Origin of the sequence: Lentzea xinjiangensis (assembly GCF_900110955.1) — a bacterium.
Lineage (GTDB): Bacteria > Actinomycetota > Actinomycetes > Mycobacteriales > Pseudonocardiaceae > Lentzea > Lentzea xinjiangensis.
This window is the reverse complement of the sequence record NZ_FOFR01000042.1, coordinates 1-17,070: the sequence shown is the minus strand read 5'-3', so window position 1 is coordinate 17,070 and position 17,070 is coordinate 1. Positions and strand designations below refer to the sequence as shown.

At 70.2% G+C, this 17,070-nt stretch carries 19 protein-coding genes; 13 read left to right on the top strand and 6 right to left on the bottom strand.

All coding sequences use genetic code 11. The annotated features are described in order from the left end of the window. Positions 1-100 precede the first annotated feature (100 nt). The 3 genes from dprA (at position 101) to BMW88_RS40400 (ending at position 3,467) form a co-directional block, all read left to right on the top strand. On the top strand, positions 101-1,210 hold the full coding sequence (gene dprA / locus BMW88_RS40410) for a DNA-processing protein DprA (RefSeq protein ID WP_089962448.1): 1,110 nt from the start codon (positions 101-103) through the stop codon (positions 1,208-1,210). A 309-nt stretch (positions 1,211-1,519) separates the two neighbouring features. Beyond that, positions 1,520-2,497, top strand: coding sequence for a tyrosine recombinase XerC (locus tag BMW88_RS40405; RefSeq protein ID WP_089962444.1), 978 nt, complete (start codon positions 1,520-1,522; stop codon positions 2,495-2,497). Next, a complete protein-coding gene (locus tag BMW88_RS40400; RefSeq protein WP_089962440.1) occupies positions 2,472-3,467 on the top strand; it encodes a FliA/WhiG family RNA polymerase sigma factor in 996 nt (331 codons plus the stop codon). Before BMW88_RS40405 ends, BMW88_RS40400 begins: the two co-directional genes overlap by 26 nt. A gap of 962 nt (positions 3,468-4,429) precedes the next feature. Here the strand turns inward: BMW88_RS40400 and BMW88_RS40395 are convergent. Further along, positions 4,430-4,900 (bottom strand): peptidoglycan DD-metalloendopeptidase family protein, encoded by a 471-nt coding sequence (locus BMW88_RS40395; protein ID WP_089962436.1) that lies wholly within the window; start codon positions 4,898-4,900, stop codon positions 4,430-4,432. Between the two features lie 371 nt (positions 4,901-5,271). On the opposite strand from BMW88_RS40395, the gene rpsB reads away from it, so the two are divergent. The 5 genes from rpsB (at position 5,272) to BMW88_RS40370 (ending at position 9,447) form a co-directional block, all read left to right on the top strand. After that, positions 5,272-6,111 (top strand): 30S ribosomal protein S2, encoded by an 840-nt coding sequence (gene rpsB / locus BMW88_RS40390; protein WP_089962433.1) that lies wholly within the window; start codon positions 5,272-5,274, stop codon positions 6,109-6,111. Positions 6,112-6,183: 72 nt separating this feature from the next. Next, entirely contained in the window at positions 6,184-6,999 is an 816-nt protein-coding gene (tsf, locus tag BMW88_RS40385) for a translation elongation factor Ts (RefSeq protein ID WP_089962429.1), read from the top strand. Positions 7,000-7,192: 193 nt separating this feature from the next. Next, positions 7,193-7,903 carry a UMP kinase gene (gene pyrH, locus BMW88_RS40380; RefSeq protein WP_425434741.1) on the top strand — a complete coding sequence of 237 codons (711 nt, stop codon included), beginning with the start codon at positions 7,193-7,195 and terminating at the stop codon, positions 7,901-7,903. Between the two features lie 61 nt (positions 7,904-7,964). Continuing rightward, a complete protein-coding gene (gene frr, locus BMW88_RS40375) occupies positions 7,965-8,522 on the top strand; it encodes a ribosome recycling factor (RefSeq protein ID WP_089962424.1) in 558 nt (185 codons plus the stop codon). A gap of 82 nt (positions 8,523-8,604) precedes the next feature. Next, the gene (locus BMW88_RS40370; protein WP_245778399.1) at positions 8,605-9,447 is read left to right on the top strand and encodes a phosphatidate cytidylyltransferase; all 843 of its coding nucleotides are present in this window, start codon (positions 8,605-8,607) and stop codon (positions 9,445-9,447) included. A 7-nt stretch (positions 9,448-9,454) separates the two neighbouring features. Here BMW88_RS40370 and BMW88_RS40365 read toward each other — a convergent pair whose 3' ends face one another. Then, on the bottom strand, positions 9,455-10,273 hold the full coding sequence (locus tag BMW88_RS40365) for a VOC family protein (RefSeq protein WP_089962419.1): 819 nt from the start codon (positions 10,271-10,273) through the stop codon (positions 9,455-9,457). A 93-nt stretch (positions 10,274-10,366) separates the two neighbouring features. Between BMW88_RS40365 and BMW88_RS40360 the strand changes: the two genes are divergently transcribed. The 3 genes from BMW88_RS40360 to BMW88_RS40350 are packed head-to-tail and all read left to right on the top strand — an operon-like array spanning position 10,367 to position 12,903. Continuing rightward, positions 10,367-11,110 (top strand): class I SAM-dependent methyltransferase, encoded by a 744-nt coding sequence (locus BMW88_RS40360; RefSeq protein ID WP_089962415.1) that lies wholly within the window; start codon positions 10,367-10,369, stop codon positions 11,108-11,110. A gap of 8 nt (positions 11,111-11,118) precedes the next feature. After that, positions 11,119-11,907 carry a GNAT family N-acetyltransferase gene (locus tag BMW88_RS40355; protein WP_143116517.1) on the top strand — a complete coding sequence of 263 codons (789 nt, stop codon included), beginning with the start codon at positions 11,119-11,121 and terminating at the stop codon, positions 11,905-11,907. An 18-nt stretch (positions 11,908-11,925) separates the two neighbouring features. Continuing rightward, the gene (locus tag BMW88_RS40350) at positions 11,926-12,903 is read left to right on the top strand and encodes an aldo/keto reductase (protein ID WP_089962410.1); all 978 of its coding nucleotides are present in this window, start codon (positions 11,926-11,928) and stop codon (positions 12,901-12,903) included. A 1-nt stretch (position 12,904) separates the two neighbouring features. On the opposite strand, the gene BMW88_RS40345 is transcribed toward BMW88_RS40350, so the two are convergent. Beyond that, a complete protein-coding gene (locus BMW88_RS40345) occupies positions 12,905-13,408 on the bottom strand; it encodes a PadR family transcriptional regulator (protein WP_245778398.1) in 504 nt (167 codons plus the stop codon). Positions 13,409-13,485: 77 nt separating this feature from the next. Between BMW88_RS40345 and rlmN the strand changes: the two genes are divergently transcribed. Further along, the gene (gene rlmN / locus BMW88_RS40340) at positions 13,486-14,592 is read left to right on the top strand and encodes a dual-specificity RNA methyltransferase RlmN (protein ID WP_089962409.1); all 1,107 of its coding nucleotides are present in this window, start codon (positions 13,486-13,488) and stop codon (positions 14,590-14,592) included. 32 nt (positions 14,593-14,624) lie between these two features. Here the strand turns inward: rlmN and BMW88_RS40335 are convergent, their stop codons facing one another. Both BMW88_RS40335 and BMW88_RS40330 read right to left on the bottom strand, forming a co-directional pair. Further along, a complete protein-coding gene (locus BMW88_RS40335; RefSeq protein ID WP_177221676.1) occupies positions 14,625-15,134 on the bottom strand; it encodes a hypothetical protein in 510 nt (169 codons plus the stop codon). A gap of 94 nt (positions 15,135-15,228) precedes the next feature. Beyond that, complete coding sequence (locus tag BMW88_RS40330) at positions 15,229-15,591, bottom strand: winged helix-turn-helix transcriptional regulator (protein WP_089962454.1); 363 nt, start codon at positions 15,589-15,591, stop codon at positions 15,229-15,231. 103 nt (positions 15,592-15,694) lie between these two features. Between BMW88_RS40330 and BMW88_RS40325 the strand changes: the two genes are divergently transcribed. Next, positions 15,695-16,597 (top strand): NADP-dependent oxidoreductase, encoded by a 903-nt coding sequence (locus tag BMW88_RS40325; protein WP_089962451.1) that lies wholly within the window; start codon positions 15,695-15,697, stop codon positions 16,595-16,597. 7 nt (positions 16,598-16,604) lie between these two features. On the opposite strand, the gene BMW88_RS40320 is transcribed toward BMW88_RS40325, so the two are convergent. Beyond that, the coding region (locus tag BMW88_RS40320; protein ID WP_177221675.1) for a transposase at positions 16,605-17,070 on the bottom strand (466 nt) is incomplete at its 5' end.

Genomic DNA, 17,070 nt, shown 5'->3' with positions numbered 1-17,070 from the left:
CGCCGCTCCCTCCGCCGCCGCTCCCTCCGCCGCCGCTCCCTCCGCCGCCGCTCCCTCCGCCGCCGCTCCCTCCGCCGCCGCTCCCTCCGCCGCCGTCCGCCTGGCCAGGGCTTACCTGTCCCGCGTGGCGGAGCCCTACCCCGCGGCTCTGGCGGCACTCGTCGCTCGGGTGGGTCCGGTCGAGGCAGCGGAACGCGTCCGCGCCGGCGAGGTCTCGGCCTCGGTCGCCAGCCAGACCTCGGCGCGGCGAGCAGAGGAGCGTGCGCACGAAGACCTCGAGCGCCTCGCCAAGGTCGGCGGGCGCCTCCTCGTCCCCGAGGACGACGAGTGGCCGCGCTGGCCCTTCGTCGCGCTCAACACCGTGTCCGCGCAGCGGTGTGGCGGTGAGCCGCTGGCGTTGTGGGTGCGCGGGCCGCACGATCTCGCCGAGGCGGTGGACAGGGCCGTCGCGATCGTCGGGTCGCGGGCTGCCAGCGGATATGGCGAGCACGTCGCCGGTGAGTTCGCGTACGGGCTGGCGCAGGCCGGCATGACCGTTGTGTCCGGCGCGGCATACGGGATCGATGGAGCTGCTCATCGCGGTGCGCTTGCCGGTGGTGGTCTGACGGTCGCGGTGTTGGCGTGCGGAGTGGACTTCGCCTACCCGGCCGGGCATCAGGGGCTGCTCGCCAAGATCGCGCGGGAAGGGGTGGTCGTCAGCGAGTACGCGCCGGGGGTGACGCCCGCGCGGCATCGCTTCCTCACCCGCAACCGGCTCATCGCGGCGTTGGGTGGCGGCACCGTTGTCGTCGAGGCCGGCCGGCGCAGCGGGGCCAAGAACACGGCCGCGATCACGCTTGCCCTCGGACGGCAGTTGATGGTGGTGCCGGGGCCTGTCACCTCGGCCAGTTCGGTCGGGTGCCACGAGTTGTTGCGGGACGGGCAGGCGGTGTCGGTCAGCTCGGTCGCCGAGATCGTCGAGTCGGTGGGGCGGTTCGGCGACGACCTCGCCACCGAGCCCGCCGAGAAGGCGAGCGACCTCGGGGCGCCGCAGGGCGAGGCGATGCGGGTCTACGAGGCCCTGGGGAAGCGGTCCGGCGTCAGCGACCAGGTCGTGTCCGTCGAGTCCGGGGTGCCGTTGGAGCGGGTTCGGGCGTTGCTGCCCGAGTTGGAGCTCGCCGGACTGGCGCTGCAGGTGGACGAGGGCTGGCAGAAACTGGAGGTGCGCTGATCAGAGACCGAGACGGGCACGCCTCTCTATGTCCATTGTGGACGGAATGGCTGATTGTGGCAGGCCCCCGTGCGGCGGGATCGGGGACGATCTCGCGCGCGGCTCGGACGGGGTCGGGCGTTCCGCCGTTCGGAGGGCGCGCGGGCGGCCGTCGCTACTCCGATAGGTGATCTGTGCGGGCTGTTGCGTCGCTGGTCGTCACAGTGAGTTGAAGAATTATCGCTTTCGCGGCCGTGAGAGCGCTCTCCGATGGCGCGAGGGTGTGGCGATACTTGACCAATCGCCCCGACTGGCGCAGCGTCTTGGCCTATGTCCCCGCCGCCGCATGGTCGGACACGCCGTGTCGATCTGGTTCGCCTGCGCGAAAAACTGCCGGCGACCGTTGTGGACGCGTTGCGGCAGTACGAACGGCACCTGACCCTGGAGCGTGATCTTTCCCCGCACACGGTGCGCGCGTACATCGGTGATGCGGTGGCGTTGCTCGGACATGTCGCGGGGAATAACCCGGAAGACGCCGACTTCGCACGCATAGACCTGGCGAACCTGCGGTCCTGGCTCGCTGCGCAACGCACCGATGGTGCCAGTCGCACGACGCTGGCGCGCCGCGCTGCTGCTGCGCGGGCGTTCACCGCCTGGGCGCACCGCGCAGGTCATCTCGCCGCGGATCCGGGGCCGCGGCTCGCCGCTCCGCGACCCCATCGAACGCTGCCGTCGGTGTTGCGCGCGGACCAGGCGAAGGACGCGATGAGCGCCGTGTCCTCCGGCGCGTCCCAGGGCGATCCGGTTGCGCTGCGTGATCAGGCCGTGGTGGAGTTGCTGTACGCCACAGGTATCCGCGTGGCCGAACTCTGTGGTCTTGATCTCGACGACGTGGACTACTCCCTGAGGGTGATTCGGGTTCTGGGCAAAGGTGGGCGCGAACGCAGCACGCCGTTCGGCGTGCCTGCCGAGCGAGCGCTGCGGCGGTGGGTGGACGAAGGGCGAAAAGCCCTGGTAGCACCCGATTCACCACCGGCGCTGTTCCTCGGTGCGCGAGGTGGCAGGCTGAACCAGCGGGCCGTCCGCGCCCTGGTGCACGAGGTCGTCGCCGTGGTGCCCGGCGCGCCGGACATGGGGCCGCACGGGTTGCGCCACTCCGCCGCGACGCATCTGCTGGAAGGAGGAGCGGACCTGCGCACCGTCCAAGAACTGCTTGGTCACGCTACGCTCGCAACAACTCAGCTTTACACACACGTCACTGTCGAACGGCTGAAGGCGATCCATGACCGAACCCACCCCCGTTCCTGACGCCGCAGGGGGAGGATCGCGTACGGCGACCGTGCCCCCAGAGCCCGTCCTGCCCGCACCAGGGTCGCAGCAGGCGAGCAACGGGCACCGTCAGAACGGCGCGCCGCGCACCGAGGCGAGCTCAGAGCCCGGTGCGGACACGCATGTCAACGGCACGCCTCTGGTCGTCGCGACCGCGGTGACGCGCGCAGACGCCAGGTCCGGTGACGACGTCGAGGCCGGCATCGTGGCGTTGTGGCGCAGCTACGGCGAGTCCCGCGACCACGGCCAGCGCGATCGCCTGGTGCTGCACTACGCGCCGCTGGTCAAGTACGTCGCCGGCCGGGTCGGCACCGGCCTGCCCGCCCACGTGGACGTCGCCGACCTGATCCAGTCCGGCATCTTCGGCCTGGTCGACGCGATCGAGAAGTTCGAGCCGGAACGCGGCCTCAAGTTCGAGACCTACGCCATGCAGCGCATTCGCGGCGCGATCCTCGACGACCTGCGCTCCCAGGACTGGGTGCCGCGCTCGGTCCGCAGCCGCGCACGCGACGTCGAACGAGCCCTGGAACGCCTCGGCGCCAAGCTCCAGCGCACGCCCACCGACCGCGAGCTCGCCGCGGAGCTCAAGATCGGCTTGGCGGAGCTGCGCGAGCTGTACGGCCAGCTCCAGCTCACCAGCGTCGTAGCTCTGGACGAGCTGATCGCGCCGAACAAGGGCGGCTCCTCCCTGGCCGAGTCGCTGCCCGACGACGCGGCGGAAGACCCGGTGGCGAGCCTCGTCGACCAGGACAGCCGCCGTCAGCTCGCCGACGCGATAGCCCAGCTCGCGGAGCGCGACCGCGTGGTCGTGACGCTCTACTACTTCGAGAACCTGACCCTCGCCGAGATCGGCAAGGTCCTCGGTGTCACCGAGTCCAGGGTCTGCCAGCTGCACACCCGTGCCGTCCTGCGCCTGCGCACCAAGCTCAACGAGCAGTCCGAGGCCTGACCGCACCTCCTCCCTCATCGCAACCCGCACGTGCCGGGCTGCCGGACGACCGCGCCGTCACGACGCGCACACGGCCGACTGCAAACAGCTTCTTCGGGACCGAACAAGGCCCAAAAATGTGGCCCCAGCGCCCCTTTTTGCCCGCGTCAGGGCTAATTCACTCGAAAGGGTGGCGCTTGGAGCTGCTCCACGTACTCCTAGTGCCCACTCGGGCAATCGGAGGTGCGCCGTCCGCGAGACCGGAGGTTCGACCGCCGGGTAAAGCTGGTGGTCGCTCTTACGCCGGGCCGACGAGGGCTGGGGGCAGGCAGGGACGCGGTCCGTGCCCAGCGCCGACTGCGGTGCAGTGGAAGGGCTGCCGAATGAGCGGTTGGGGCCGCGCCGGCGGACTGCTGCTTCGCGAATCGGCGGCGGAGCCCTTGGGCGGGCCGGGAGGTGGGGAAGGTCGCGACGCGGCCCGCCTCGCGGCGCCTGCTCGGGCGTTCGCGGCGCGCGCAGCAGGGTGGCGTAACCATTAACTGCCGGGTGGGGCCGGCGGCAGTGTCCGGTTGCAGTGCCGCGCATGGGTGGGCATGTCGGGTGGCGTGAGAACTGGTCAGCCCCTGGCGGGCCGGGAGTCGGTGGGAAGGTCGAGATGCGTCGCGCTTCCCGGCGCCTGTGCGGGCGCTTGCGGTGCGCACCGGGGTGGCGTCGCCGTTGACCGCCGGGTGGGGTCGGCGGCAGTGCCCGATTGCAGCGCCGCTCGTGGGTTGGGGTGTCGGGTGGCGTGAGGACTGGACAGGCTCGCAGGCGGGCCGGGAGGCGGGCGGGAAGGTCGCGACGCGGCCCGCCTCCCGGCACCTGTTCGGGCCCTCGCGGCGCGCAGCGGGGTCGCGCCGCGGTCGACCGCCGGGTGGGGCCGGCGGGAGCGCCCGAATGCGGCGCCGCGCGTGGGTCGGGGTGCCACGCGGCGCGAGGACCGGTCAGCCGCCTCGTGGCGGTGTGTTCAGGGGCAGCAGGCGCACGCGGTCCGGTGTGAGCAGGCGCAGCGGGTCGAGGTACTCCTGGCCCCGCCGTGCGCCCCAGTGCAGGCACGGCGACGGGCAGTGGCCTGGCTGCAGGTGGCCGATGACCTCGCCGCGGCGCACCGGGCGGCCGGGCGTCACGGCGGGCGCGATCGGCTCGTAGGTCGTGCGCAGGCCGCCGCGGTGTTCCAGCGACACCAGCGTGCGGGCGGCGACGGCTCCGGCGTACACCACCACGCCGTCGCCCGCGGCGAGGACGGCCGTGCCCGCGGCGGCCGCCAGGTCCACGCCCCGGTGACCTGGGCCGAAGACCGAGGCGGGGGCTTCGAAGGCGCGCACCACCGGGTGCGGTGGTGGCAGCGGCCAGGTGAAGCGGGGGGAGGAGGGGAGCAGCAGGGCCGACACCAGGAGGGCGGGGAGGAGGGGCATGGGTCAACGGTGGCGTGGGGGAGTGGGGGGCGACCAGGGGTGTTCGGGGATCTGTGGATTACTCGCCGGTTGTGGACAACTGCCACTGGTGGGCGGGGGGCGATTCGAAGTTCGTCGGGGTTGGGGAGTAGACTTTTGGGCGCGTCCCGTCTGTGCGCGGGACGACTTCGCGTGCCAACGCAGATCCGGCCAGCTGTTCCCAGCCAGGTCGAGTCACGACGTCCGACGGTCCTGACGGTGCAGAGATGCTCCGCGGGTGCGGACGACGGCTACGGCACCAGGGCTGACGGCCGACCCGGCCTGAGGCGTCAACCGAACCGACGCGCAAAGGCGAGACCTCGCGCGTCCGACAGATGAGGTGCGAACCGGCCATGGCCGTCGTAACCATGAAGCAGCTGCTCGACAGCGGCGTGCACTTCGGGCACCAGACGCGGCGCTGGAACCCGAAGATGAAGCGCTACATCTTCACCGAGCGCAACGGCATCTACATCATCGACCTGCAGCAGACGCTGACCTACATCGACCGGGCTTACGAGTTCGTCAAGGAAACGGTCGCGCACGGCGGGTCGATCCTGTTCATCGGCACCAAGAAGCAGGCGCAGGAGGCCATCGCCAACGAGGCCCTCCGCGTCGGCATGCCCTACGTGAACCAGCGCTGGCTGGGCGGCATGCTCACCAACTTCTCGACGGTCCACAAGAGGCTCCAGCGGCTCAAGGAGCTGGAGTCGATGGAGCAGACCGGCGGCTTCCAGGGTTTCACCAAGAAGGAAATCCTGATGATGAACCGCGAGAAGGACAAGCTGGAGCGCACGCTCGGCGGTATCCGCGACATGGCCAAGGTGCCCAGCGCCGTGTGGATCGTGGACACCAAGAAGGAGCACATCGCGGTCGGTGAGGCTCGCAAGCTGAACATCCCGATCGTGGCGATCCTCGACACGAACTGCGACCCGGACGAGGTCGACTTCCCGATCCCGGGCAACGACGACGCGATCCGGTCCGCCGCCCTGCTGACCAAGGTCGTGGCCGAGGCCGCCGCCGCCGGTCTCATGCAGCGCTCCGGCGCCCGCCGCGACGCCGCCGAGGGCCAGGACAAGCCCGAGGCCGCGCCCGACGAGCCGCTGGCGGAGTGGGAGCAGGAGCTCCTGACCAACTCCTCGGCCACCGCGGCCCCGGCAGAGGCCCCGGCGGCCGAGCAGCCCGTCCAGTCCTGATTTCCCCCACGCGGCGCCCGCACACCAGCGGGCGCCGCGTGACTCAAGCGCGTACATCGCAGAAGGAAAACGATGGCGAACTACACCACCGCGGACGTCAAGAAGCTCCGCGAGCTGACCGCCGCCGGCATGATGGACTGCAAGAAGGCGCTGGACGAGGCTGACGGCGACTTCGAGAAGGCCGTCGAGATCCTGCGCATCAAGGGCGCCAAGGACGTCGGCAAGCGCGCCGAGCGCACCACGTCCAACGGCCTCGTCGCGGTCAAGGACGGCGCGATGGTCGAGCTGCGCTGCGAGACCGACTTCGTGGCCAAGAACGCCGACTTCATCGCCCTGGCGGACGAGATCGTCGCGATCGCCAAGGCCAACAAGGTCGCCGACGTCGAGGCCCTCAAGGCCGTCGAGGTCGAGGGCAAGACGGTGGACGCGCTGGTCCAGGAGTTCTCCGCCAAGATCGGCGAGAAGCTCGAGCTGGCGAAGGCCGTCGACTTCGACGGCACCGTCTCGACCTACCTGCACAAGCGTGCCGCCGACCTGCCGCCCGCCGTCGGCGTGCTGGTCGAGTACACCGGCGACAACGCAGAGGCCGCCAAGGGCGCCGCGATGCAGATCGCCGCGATGCGGCCGAAGTACGTCACCCGTGACGAGGTCCCCGAGGAGCTCGTGGCGAACGAGCGCCGCATCGCCGAGGAGACCGCTCGCGAGGAGGGCAAGCCGGAAGGCGCGCTCCCCAAGATCGTCGAGGGTCGCGTCAACGGCTTCTTCAAGGACGTCGTGCTCCTCGAGCAGGCTTCCGTGACGGACAGCAAGAAGACGGTCAAGGCTCTTCTGGACGAGGCCGGCGTGACGGTGACCCGTTTCGCCCGGTTCGAGGTCGGCCAGAGCTGAGTGCGGTGAGGGCGGGGTTGCGGCACCACAGCGACCCCGCCCTCGGCATGTCCGTGGGCTCCACCGCGGCGAGGTGCGTCCGCGGAAAGCGCGAACCGGGTCGTTTCGCGAGTCTTGTGGGGACACCCCCACACCCCGGCCTTGAAGGAGAGGACCTGTGAGCGAAGAAGGTAGCCACGGCTACAACCGGGTGATGCTCAAGCTCGGTGGCGAGATGTTCGGCGGCGGTGGCGTCGGTGTCGATCCCGACGTCGTCCAGACGGTCGCCAAGCAGATCGCGGCCGTCGTCCGCTCCGGCGTGCAGGTCGCCGTCGTGATCGGTGGGGGCAACTTCTTCCGCGGGGCCGAACTCCAGCAACGCGGCATGGACCGGTCGCGCGCCGACTACATGGGCATGCTCGGCACGGTCATGAACTGCCTGGCGCTGCAGGACTTCCTCGAACGCGAGCACGGCATCGACACCCGCGTGCAGACCTCGATCCAGATGACGCAGGTCGCCGAGTCCTACATCCCCCGCCGCGCGATGCGCCACCTCGACAAGGGCCGTGTCGTGATCTTCGGTGGCGGCGCGGGCCTGCCGTACTTCTCCACCGACACCACCGCCGCCCAGCGCGCCCTGGAGATCGGCTGCGAGATCGTCCTGATGGCCAAGGCCGTCGACGGCGTCTACACGGCCGACCCGAAGATCGAGCCCGACGCGTTGATGTTCGACAACATCACCCACCGCGAGGTGCTGGAGCGCGGCCTCAACGTCGCCGACGCCACAGCCTTCAGCCTCTGCATGGACAACAACATGCCGATACTCGTCTTCAACCTCCTCACCGAGGGGAACATCGCGCGCGCGGTGCGTGGTGAGAAGATCGGCACCCTGGTCAGCACCCCCGGTGGCCGCCCGGCCTTCTAGACCTGGTGGGATCTCTCCAGGACCGGGAATTGGGCACGAACACGCAGAGCAAGGAGCAGTCGTGATCGACGAGACCCTCCTCGACGCCGAGGAGAAGATGGAGAAGGCGGTTTCGGTGGCGAAGGAGAACCTCGCCTCCGTTCGGACCGGTCGTGCCACTCCCTCCATGTTCAACCGCATCCACGTCGACTACTACGGTTCGCTCACGCCGCTGAACCAGATGGCCAGCATCACGGTTCCCGAGGCGCGCATGGCGGTCGTGAAGCCGTACGACGCGAGCCAGCTGAACGCGATCGAGAAGGCGATCCGGGACTCCGACCTGGGCGTCAACCCGAGCAACGACGGCAACATCATCCGCATCGTCATCCCGCAGCTCTCCGAGGAGCGCCGCCGGGACATGGTGAAGGTCGCGAAGCAGAAGGGCGAGGACGCGCGCGTCTCCGTCCGCGGTGTGCGTCGCAAGGCCAAGGAAGAGATCGACAGGCTCGTCAAGGACGGCGAGATCGGCGAGGACGACGGCGCCCGTGGTGAGAAGGAGCTCGACGCCCTGACCCACAAGTACACCGCGCAGGTCGACGAGCTCGTGAAGCACAAGGAAGCCGAGCTCCTCGAAGTCTGATGTCCCTGATCGTTTCGCCCGGCCTCCTCGCCGCAGGCGTCGTAACAGCCCTGGCCGGGCGGAGGTCGTGATGGGAGCACCGGTGGCAGGCAGTCCCGCGGAGGTGCCCGCGTCGAAGCCGTCACGCGCGGGACGTGACCTGCGTTCGGCGATCCTGGTCGGCGTCGGGCTCGGCGCCGTGATCGTCCTGTCGCTGCTGACCGTGCGGCAGACCTTCATCGGCATCGTCGCGGCCGCCGTGGCGGTGTCCACGTGGGAGATGGCGAGCGCCTTCAAGAAGGCCGGCATCACCGTCGCCCTGTGGCCCGCGCTGATCGGCGGCCAGGCGATCCTCTGGCTGTCCTGGCCGCTGGAGCGCGCCGGCATGATGACCGCGTTCGTGGTCACCGTGCTGGTGTGCATGATCTGGCGGTTCCGGGGCGGCTCGGACGGCTACCTGCGCGATCTCAGCGCGTCGGTGTTCACCGTCGCGTACGTGCCCCTCTTCGCGGCGTTCGCCGCCATGCTCGTCGTCCCCGAGGACGGCGTAGGGCGCGTGTTCGCGTTCATCATCGGCGTCGTGCTGTCCGACGTGGGCGGCTACGCGGCCGGTGTCTTCCTCGGCAAGCACCCGATGGCGCCGACGATCAGCCCGAAGAAGTCCTGGGAGGGCTTCGCCGGTTCGCTGACCGCCGGTGTGGTCGGCGGGGCGATCACCGTGTCCACGCTGCTCGACGGCCAGTGGTGGCAGGGCGCCCTGTTCGGTGCCGCGCTCGTCGTCACGGCCACGGCCGGCGACCTGGTCGAGTCGCTGATCAAGCGCGACCTCGGCATCAAGGACATGGGCACGCTGCTGCCCGGCCACGGCGGCCTGATGGACCGGATGGACTCGCTCCTGCCGTCCGCCGTCGCGTCGTGGCTGCTGCTGCACCTCTTCATCCAGTAGCGGCCCGCTAGTCGTCGAACGGGTCGTCCACCTCGGTGCGCGGCTCGGCCTCGATCACGCGGGACGGGTCGATCACGGAGAAGGCCGATCCCGCGTGGTCCTCGACGACGGTGATGCGCCCGAACGGGGTGTCGTAGGGCTCGACGGTCACCCGGCCGCCGAGCTCCAGCACCCGGTAGGCCACCGAGTCGATGCCGATCTCGGGTGCGGCGGTGAAGTACACCATCCAGTGCGAACGCTCCCCGTACGGGAACTCGGGGCCCATCTTCTGCCGGCCGATGACCTCGGTGCCCTCGACGGACCAGGACGCGTAGTCGAGCCGGTGGCCGTCGCCGATCTGCGTGATGTCGTAGCCGCACAGCTCGCCGAAGAACTCGTCGGCCACGGCCCCGTCACGGGTGTTCAGCTCGGCCCACGCGTAGGCGCCGTGCCCGCCCGTGCCGAACCGCCAGTCCGGGGGGACGTGCCGGAACCCGACGACGGCGCCGGTGGGGTCGACGATCACGGTGCTCTGCGTGTGGTCCGGGCCTTCCTCCGGGTTGCGCAGCACGGACCCGCCGAGGTGGAAGGCCTTCTCCGCAGTGGCTCGGGCGTGGGGCGTGACCAGGTACAACTGCCACGGCCCCGGCTCGCCCTGGGGTAACCCGGCGACCGGTACACCGTCGACCATCGCGACGGTGTAGCCGTCGTCGTCGGCGTAGTGCCAGCCGAACAGGCCGGTGTAGAACTCGATCGCGCCCTTGAGGTCGTCGACGGTTCTCTCGACCCAGCACGGGCTTCCGCTGAGCAGCGGTGCGAGCTGGGGCGTGTTGGGCGCGATCGACACTGCCGCCTCCTGCGGGAAGAGATGCGGACACGCTACGCCGTAGCCGGGCGAATTCGTACGGTCACAGGTGAATAGAAGTCCTACAGTGTCTTCGTGAGGGGATTCGTGCGGGCGGCGTTGAACGCGGTGCGTCCGCCAGATGTCGTGCCCAGTCCCAACATCTGGCATTGGCCTGACGTCTACGAGGTCGAGAACCGCGCGCAGGACGTGAACGGCGCGATCTGGGCGGCGATCGACGAGAGGTGTTCGTTCGACGGTCTGGACGTTGTGGACGTCGGTTGTGGAGACGGCTTCCACCTGCCGATCTTCGCGCGGACCGCGAAGTCCGTCGTCGGTGTCGAGCCGCACCCCCCGCTCGTCGTGCGCGCCAGGCACCGGGTGGACGGCCTGCCGAACGCCCGCGTCGTGGCCGGCCCGGCGCAACGGCTGCCGCTCGACGACGCCTCCGCGGACCTGGTGCACGCCCGGACGGCCTACTTCTTCGGGCCGGGCTGTGAGCCCGGGCTGCACGAGGCCGAGCGCGTGCTGCGGCCGGGCGGTGCGATCGCGATCGTGGACCTGGACGGGGCGGCTGAGCCGTACGGGCCGTGGCTGCGCGCCGACGAGCCGCGCTACGACCCGGCCGCGGTCGAGAAGTTCTTCGAGGACAACGGGTTCTCCCTCACCCGCGTCACCGCGCAGTGGCGCTTCGAGAGCCGGGAGGAGCTCGAGTCCGTGCTGCGCATCGAGTTCTCCGCCAAGGTCGCCGAGCGCGCGATCGCGTCGGTCAGCGGGCTGAGCTTCCCGGTCGGCTACCGGTTGCACGTGCGCCGCAAGCCGAGGGGGCTGATCGTGTGATCCGCGAGATGCAGCGGCTCACGCAGCGGCTCTGGTCGCAGCGCTCGATCTGGCACGTCGGGGACCTCGCCTGGCAGCGGTTCTCGCACGTCGGCCGCGAGCGGGAGTGGCAGTTCGAGCTGTGGGAGCGCGACGGGCAGGTGGCGGCCTGGGCGTGGGAGCAGCGCGACGCCGGCCTCCTGCTCCAGGTCGACCCCGCGCACCCCGACCTCGCCGACGAGGTCCTGGCGCGCTTCCCCGGCAGGGAGGTGGTGGTCCTCGACGCCGAGCACCACCTGATCGACGCCCTGGAACGGCACGGGTACACCCGCCAGGACGGCCGCTACCAGGTCTTCATGACGCACGACCTGCGCGATCTCCCCGAGCCCGAGGTGCCGGAGGGCTTCACGGTCCGCTCGGTCACCGAGGCCGACCTGGCCCGGCGGGTCGAGGTCCACCAGCGGGTCTGGCACCCGTCGCGGGTGACGGAGGAGAGCTACCGCAACGTGATGGCGGCCTGGCCGTACCGCTCCGACCTGGACTGGGTGGTGGAGGCCCCGGACGGGCGGTTCGCGGCGTACTGCCTGATCTGGCTCGACGACCACAACCGCGTGGGCGAGCTGGAACCCGTCGGCACGCACCCGGACTTCCGCCGGGCGGGTCTGGGCCGTGCCGCTTGCCTGGGCGCGATGCGCGCATTGCGTGCCCTGTCCGCCGACCAGGCGGTCGTCTACCCGGTGCACGACCGCCCGGCGAAGCAGTTCTACGAGCACCTGGGCTTCCGGCCCTATGCGCGAACGCTGAACTACGCGCCGTAGCGGACTAGGCTCCGGTTCGTGGAGAAGCGAATCGCAGGCAGGTTGAACCGCCAGGTCGGTGTCGTGGGGCTGGGGTGCTGGCAGCTCGGCGCGGACTGGGGCGAGGTGGACGAGAGCGAGGCGCTCGCGCTGCTGCACGCCGCGGCCGACACCGGTGTCGACTTCTTCGACACCGCCGACGTCTACGGCGACGGGCGCAGCGAGACGCTGGTCGGCCGGTTCCTGGAGGAGCGCGGGCGCGACGACGTCTTCGTCGCCACGAAGATGGGACGGCGGCTGCCGGCGCAGACCACGGAGGGGTACAACCGGGAGAACTTCCTCGCGTGGAACGACCGGAGCCGCCGCAACCTGGGTGTCGACACCTTGGACCTCGTGCAGCTGCACTGTCCGCCCACGCCGGTGTACAGCCGCGACGAGGTGTACGACACGCTCGACGAAATGGTGGAGCAGCAGCGGATCGCCGCCTACGGCGTGTCGGTGGAGAAGGTCGAGGAGGCGCTGGAGGCGATCAGGCGCCCGCACGTGGCGAGCGTGCAGATCATCCTGAACGCGTTCCGGCTCAAGCCCCTCGAAGAGGTGCTGCCGGCCGCGGCCGAGGCGGGGGTCGCGATCATCGCGCGCGTGCCGCTCGCGTCCGGGCTGCTGACCGGGAAGTACACGGCGGCAACGACTTTCGGCGAGGACGACCACCGCAACTACAACCGCAACGGCGAGGCGTTCGACGTCGGCGAGACCTTCTCCGGGGTCCCGTACGAGGTCGGCCTGGAGGCCGTCGAGCGGTTGCGGCCGCTGGTGCCGGAAGGCGCCTCGATGGCGCAGTTCGCGTTGCGCTGGATCATCGACCAGCCCGGTGTCACGGTCGTGATCCCCGGTGCGCGCAACGTCGAGCAGGCTGCTTCGAACGCGGGCGCCGCCGCGCTGGAGCCGGTCGACTCCGAAGCCGTCGCGGCGGTGTACGACGAGCTGATCCGGCCGCACGTGCACGACCGGTGGTAGGTCACTCCTCGGCGAGGATGGCGTAGAGCTTGCGCCGCAGCTCGTTGTAGAGCTCGGTGGCGCGGGTCTTCTGCTCGGCCGTGCCCGCGTGGGAGATCTGCTCCATCGCGCTGCCGAGCAGCCGGACCGCCGTGCGCAGCTCGCCGTCGGCCGGGTCGAGCTGGATGTCGATGTCGCGCCAGGGCGGGGCCGTGTGCTCCGTCCTGCCGCGCTCGGTGAGCGTGAACAACTTCTTGCCTCCTTCTTCCACCGCGGAGACGAGGCCCTCGTCGGCGAGCATCTGCAGCGTCGGGTAGACCGAGCCGGGGCTCGGGCTCCACGCGCCGCCGGTGCGCCTGGCGATCTCCTGGATGATCTCGTAGCCGTGCATCGGCCGTTCTGCCAGCAAGGACAGCACGGCCGCCCGGACGTTGCCGCGCCGTTGGCGGCCGCTCCTGCCGCCGCCCCCGAAGGGTCCGTGGCGGTGCCTGTGGTGGTGGTTCCTGTGGTGTGGTCGCATCATCATGTCGTTAACGATATATCGGAACCTATCGCGATGCAACGGTCTTGTGTTGTCGAAGTTCGTGGGACACTAGATGTGCTATGACCTCGCTTCCCCTTGTCTTCGACGCGCCCAAGCGCGGCCTCCCGCCGCGCCACCTCGTCGACCTGTCGCCCGCTGACCGTGCCGAAGCCGTCGCGGCCCTCGGCGAGAAGCCGTTCCGCGCCAAGCAGCTGTCGAACCACTACTTCAGCCGCCTGACCGTCGACCCGGCCGACATGACCGACATCCCGGCGGCCACGCGCGACAAGCTCGTCGCCGACCTGATGCCGCCGCTGTTCACGGTCGTGCGCAAGGTCACCACCGACGAGGGCACGACGGCGAAGACGCTGCTGCGCGCGCACGACGGCACGCTCATCGAGAGCGTGCTGATGCGCTACCCGGACCGCGCGACGCTGTGCATCTCGTCGCAGGCCGGCTGCGGCATGGCGTGCCCGTTCTGCGCGACCGGCCAGGGCGGCCTGCAGCGCAACCTGTCGACCGCGGAGATCGTGGACCAGGTGCGCCTCGGCGCCGCCGCCATGCGCGACGGCGACCTGCCCGGCGGCCCCGGCCGGCTCTCGAACATCGTGTTCATGGGCATGGGCGAGCCGCTCGCGAACTACAAGCGCATCATCGAGGCGGTCCACCGCATCTGCGACCCGGCACCGGACGGGCTGGGGATCTCGCAGCGCCACGTGACGGTGTCCACGGTCGGCCTGGTGCCCGCGATCCGCAAGCTGACCGAGGAGAACCTGCAGGTCCGCCTCGCGGTGTCGCTGCACACGCCGGACGACGAGCTGCGCGACACGCTGGTGCCGGTCAACACCAAGTGGAACGTCGCCGAGGTGCTGGAGGCGGCGCGCGGCTACGCGGACAAGACCGGCCGGCGGGTGTCGATCGAGTACGCGCTGATCCGCGACATCAACGACCAGGGCTGGCGGGCCGACCTGCTCGGCAAGAAGCTGCGCAAGCACCTCGGGCAGCTCGTGCACGTGAACCTGATCCCGCTGAACCCGACGCCGGGGTCGAAGTGGGACGCCTCACCGAAGCCGGTGGAGAGGGAGTTCGTGCGGCGGGTGCGGGAGCAGGGCGTGGAGTGCACCGTTCGCGACACGCGCGGGCAGGAGATCGCGGCGGCCTGCGGTCAGCTCGCGGCGGAGGGCTGAGCCCTCCTCGGGACCGGGCTGGGCGGCGGGACTCACCGCTGCGGGCCGGAGGCCGCGAGTGGCGTCCCGGTGATGGTCGTGGCCTCGACCCGGTGCTGTGGCACGGCGCTGGGAGGCAGTCCGCCACGCGCAACCACCCATTCGTCACCCGAAGACGAGACGGCCAGGTCACCGATGTCGAACCGGAGAAGGACACCCCCGACCAGCGGTGTCGTGGAGTACCCCCAGATCAGGGCGGCATCCCGCAGGCGGGCCCCGACGAACCCGGCGAGCACGCCGGAGGCCTGAGCAGGGCCGACCCGTCCTTCGCCGTACTCGTCCATGTCGTAGGAGGATCGCGGCGCCGACTCCTCCACGAGGAGCAGCTCGCCGCAACCGCGGAGCTCCAGCACCGGGGCGTCGGCGAAGTGCAGCCAGAACAGCACCAGTGCGTTCTGCTGATCCTGGTACCAGTGCCACTCCTCGGTCACCGACTCCAGCACCATGCCCAGCCGGGCCCGCAGCAGCCCCGTGGTCCGGGTGCCGTCGTCAGGAACGATCATCGGCCCAACGTACGGCGCCGGCAGCGCGCGCCGCGACTGAGATGCGGCTGAGCACCTCACGACCATCCCACCCGGTCGGCCGAGACCGTCGTGCTCACCGGGTGGTGGCGGGCGCCAGGCCCATCGGTTCGGCGTTGTCGAACGTCTCGCGCGCCTCGGCGACGGACTCGTAGTTCTGCTGCGCCCACAACCGCAGGGCGGCCAGGGGCTCGGTCACGCCGCGCCCCAGTGCGGTCAGCTCGTACTCGACGCGCAACGGTACGGAGGGGTAGACCGTGCGCGTGATGAGCCCATCACGCTCCAAGGTGCGCAACGTCTGCGTGAGCATCTTCTGGCTGATGCCTTCCAACCGGCGCTTCAGCTCACCGAACCGCTTGGGTCCGTCTTCGAGGTCGCCGATCACGAGTGCCGTCCACTTCGACGCGACCATGTCCAGCAGGTCGCGGCACGGGCACATCTTGAGATAAACGTCCCTGATCACGAGTGGTTTCTACCAGGTACCCAGCGCGCAGAGAAGTGCCTGGTTGCGAGCGGAGAGCAACTCTCCCAAGCTGGTGGGCATGCGAGCGATCACCCAGAACGAGTTCGGCGGTCCCGGCGTGCTGACCCTCACCGACGTGCCCAAGCCCACCCCGCTTCCGACGGAGGTGCTCGTCAAGGTGCACGCGGCCGGTGTCAACCCGGTCGACTGGAAGACCCGCGCCGGCGGTGGCATGGCCGGCCTGCAGACCTTCCCGCTCGTCCTCGGCTGGGACGTGTCGGGTGTCGTCGAGGAGGTCGGCTTCGGCGTGACGACGCTCGAGCCCGGCGACGAGGTCTTCGGGATGCCGTGGTTCCCGCGCGCTGCGGGCGCCTACGCCGAGTACGTCACGGCGCCGTCCCGCCACTTCGCGAAGAAGCCGGAGGGCCTGAGCCACGTCGAAGCGGCCGCGCTGCCACTGGCCGCGCTCACCGCCTGGCAGGTTCTCGTCGACACCGCTGACGTGCGGCCGGGGCAGAAGGTGCTGGTCACGGCCGCGGCGGGTGGCGTGGGGCACTTCGCGGTCCAGATCGCGAAGGCGCTCGGCGCGCACGTCATCGGCACCGCCCGCGAGCCCAAGCACGCGTTCCTGGCGGGCTTGGGCGCCGACGAGGTGGTGGACTACACGAAGGGTGACTACGAGGGGACCGACGTCGACGTGCTCGTCGACCTGGTCGGCGGCGCGTCACCGGACCCGGTGCGCCCCGGTGGGTTGTTCGTCGGCGTGCCGTCCGGAGTGGACCGGCCGGTGCGCGACGACATCAGGACCAGCCCGATCCTGGTCGAGCCCGACCGCGCGGGGCTGGAGGGGATCGCCGCGCTCGTCGAGAGGGGCGAGCTGCGGGTGCACGTCGACGCGACGTTCCCGCTGGCGGACGCCGGACAAGCGCATGCCCTGGGCGAGCAGGGCCGCACCCAGGGCAAGATCGTGCTGGAGGTCTAGTGGTGCGTCACGCAACGTTGACCGGGTAATGGGTCCAGGTGCGGATGGGTGAGTCGGTGGCGAAGCCGGTCTTGGGCTTGGCACGGGCGTTGCGCCAGCGGATGTAGGCCGCGATCGCGGTGTTCTGCTCGGTGTGGCTGCGGTGATCGGTGCCGTTGAGAGCGAAGTAGCGCAACGCGGCGAACTCGGCCTCGATCCAGTTCAGCCAAGACCCGTAGGTCGGCAGGAACACCAGCTCGACCTGGTTGCCGGCGGCCCATGTGCGGACGTCGGGGTGGCGGTGCGGGGAGAAGTTGTCCATGACCAGGTACGACTTCTCGCCCGGCCAGCGGGCGCGCAGGGTTTTGAGTAGATCGAGGAACTCGCTGTGGCGTTTGCGGGGCCGGATCCGGTAGAGGATCTTGCCGGTGGTCAGATCGAGGGCGGCGAGCATGTGCATGACGCCGCCGTAGCGGTTGTAGGTCGCCCGTAAT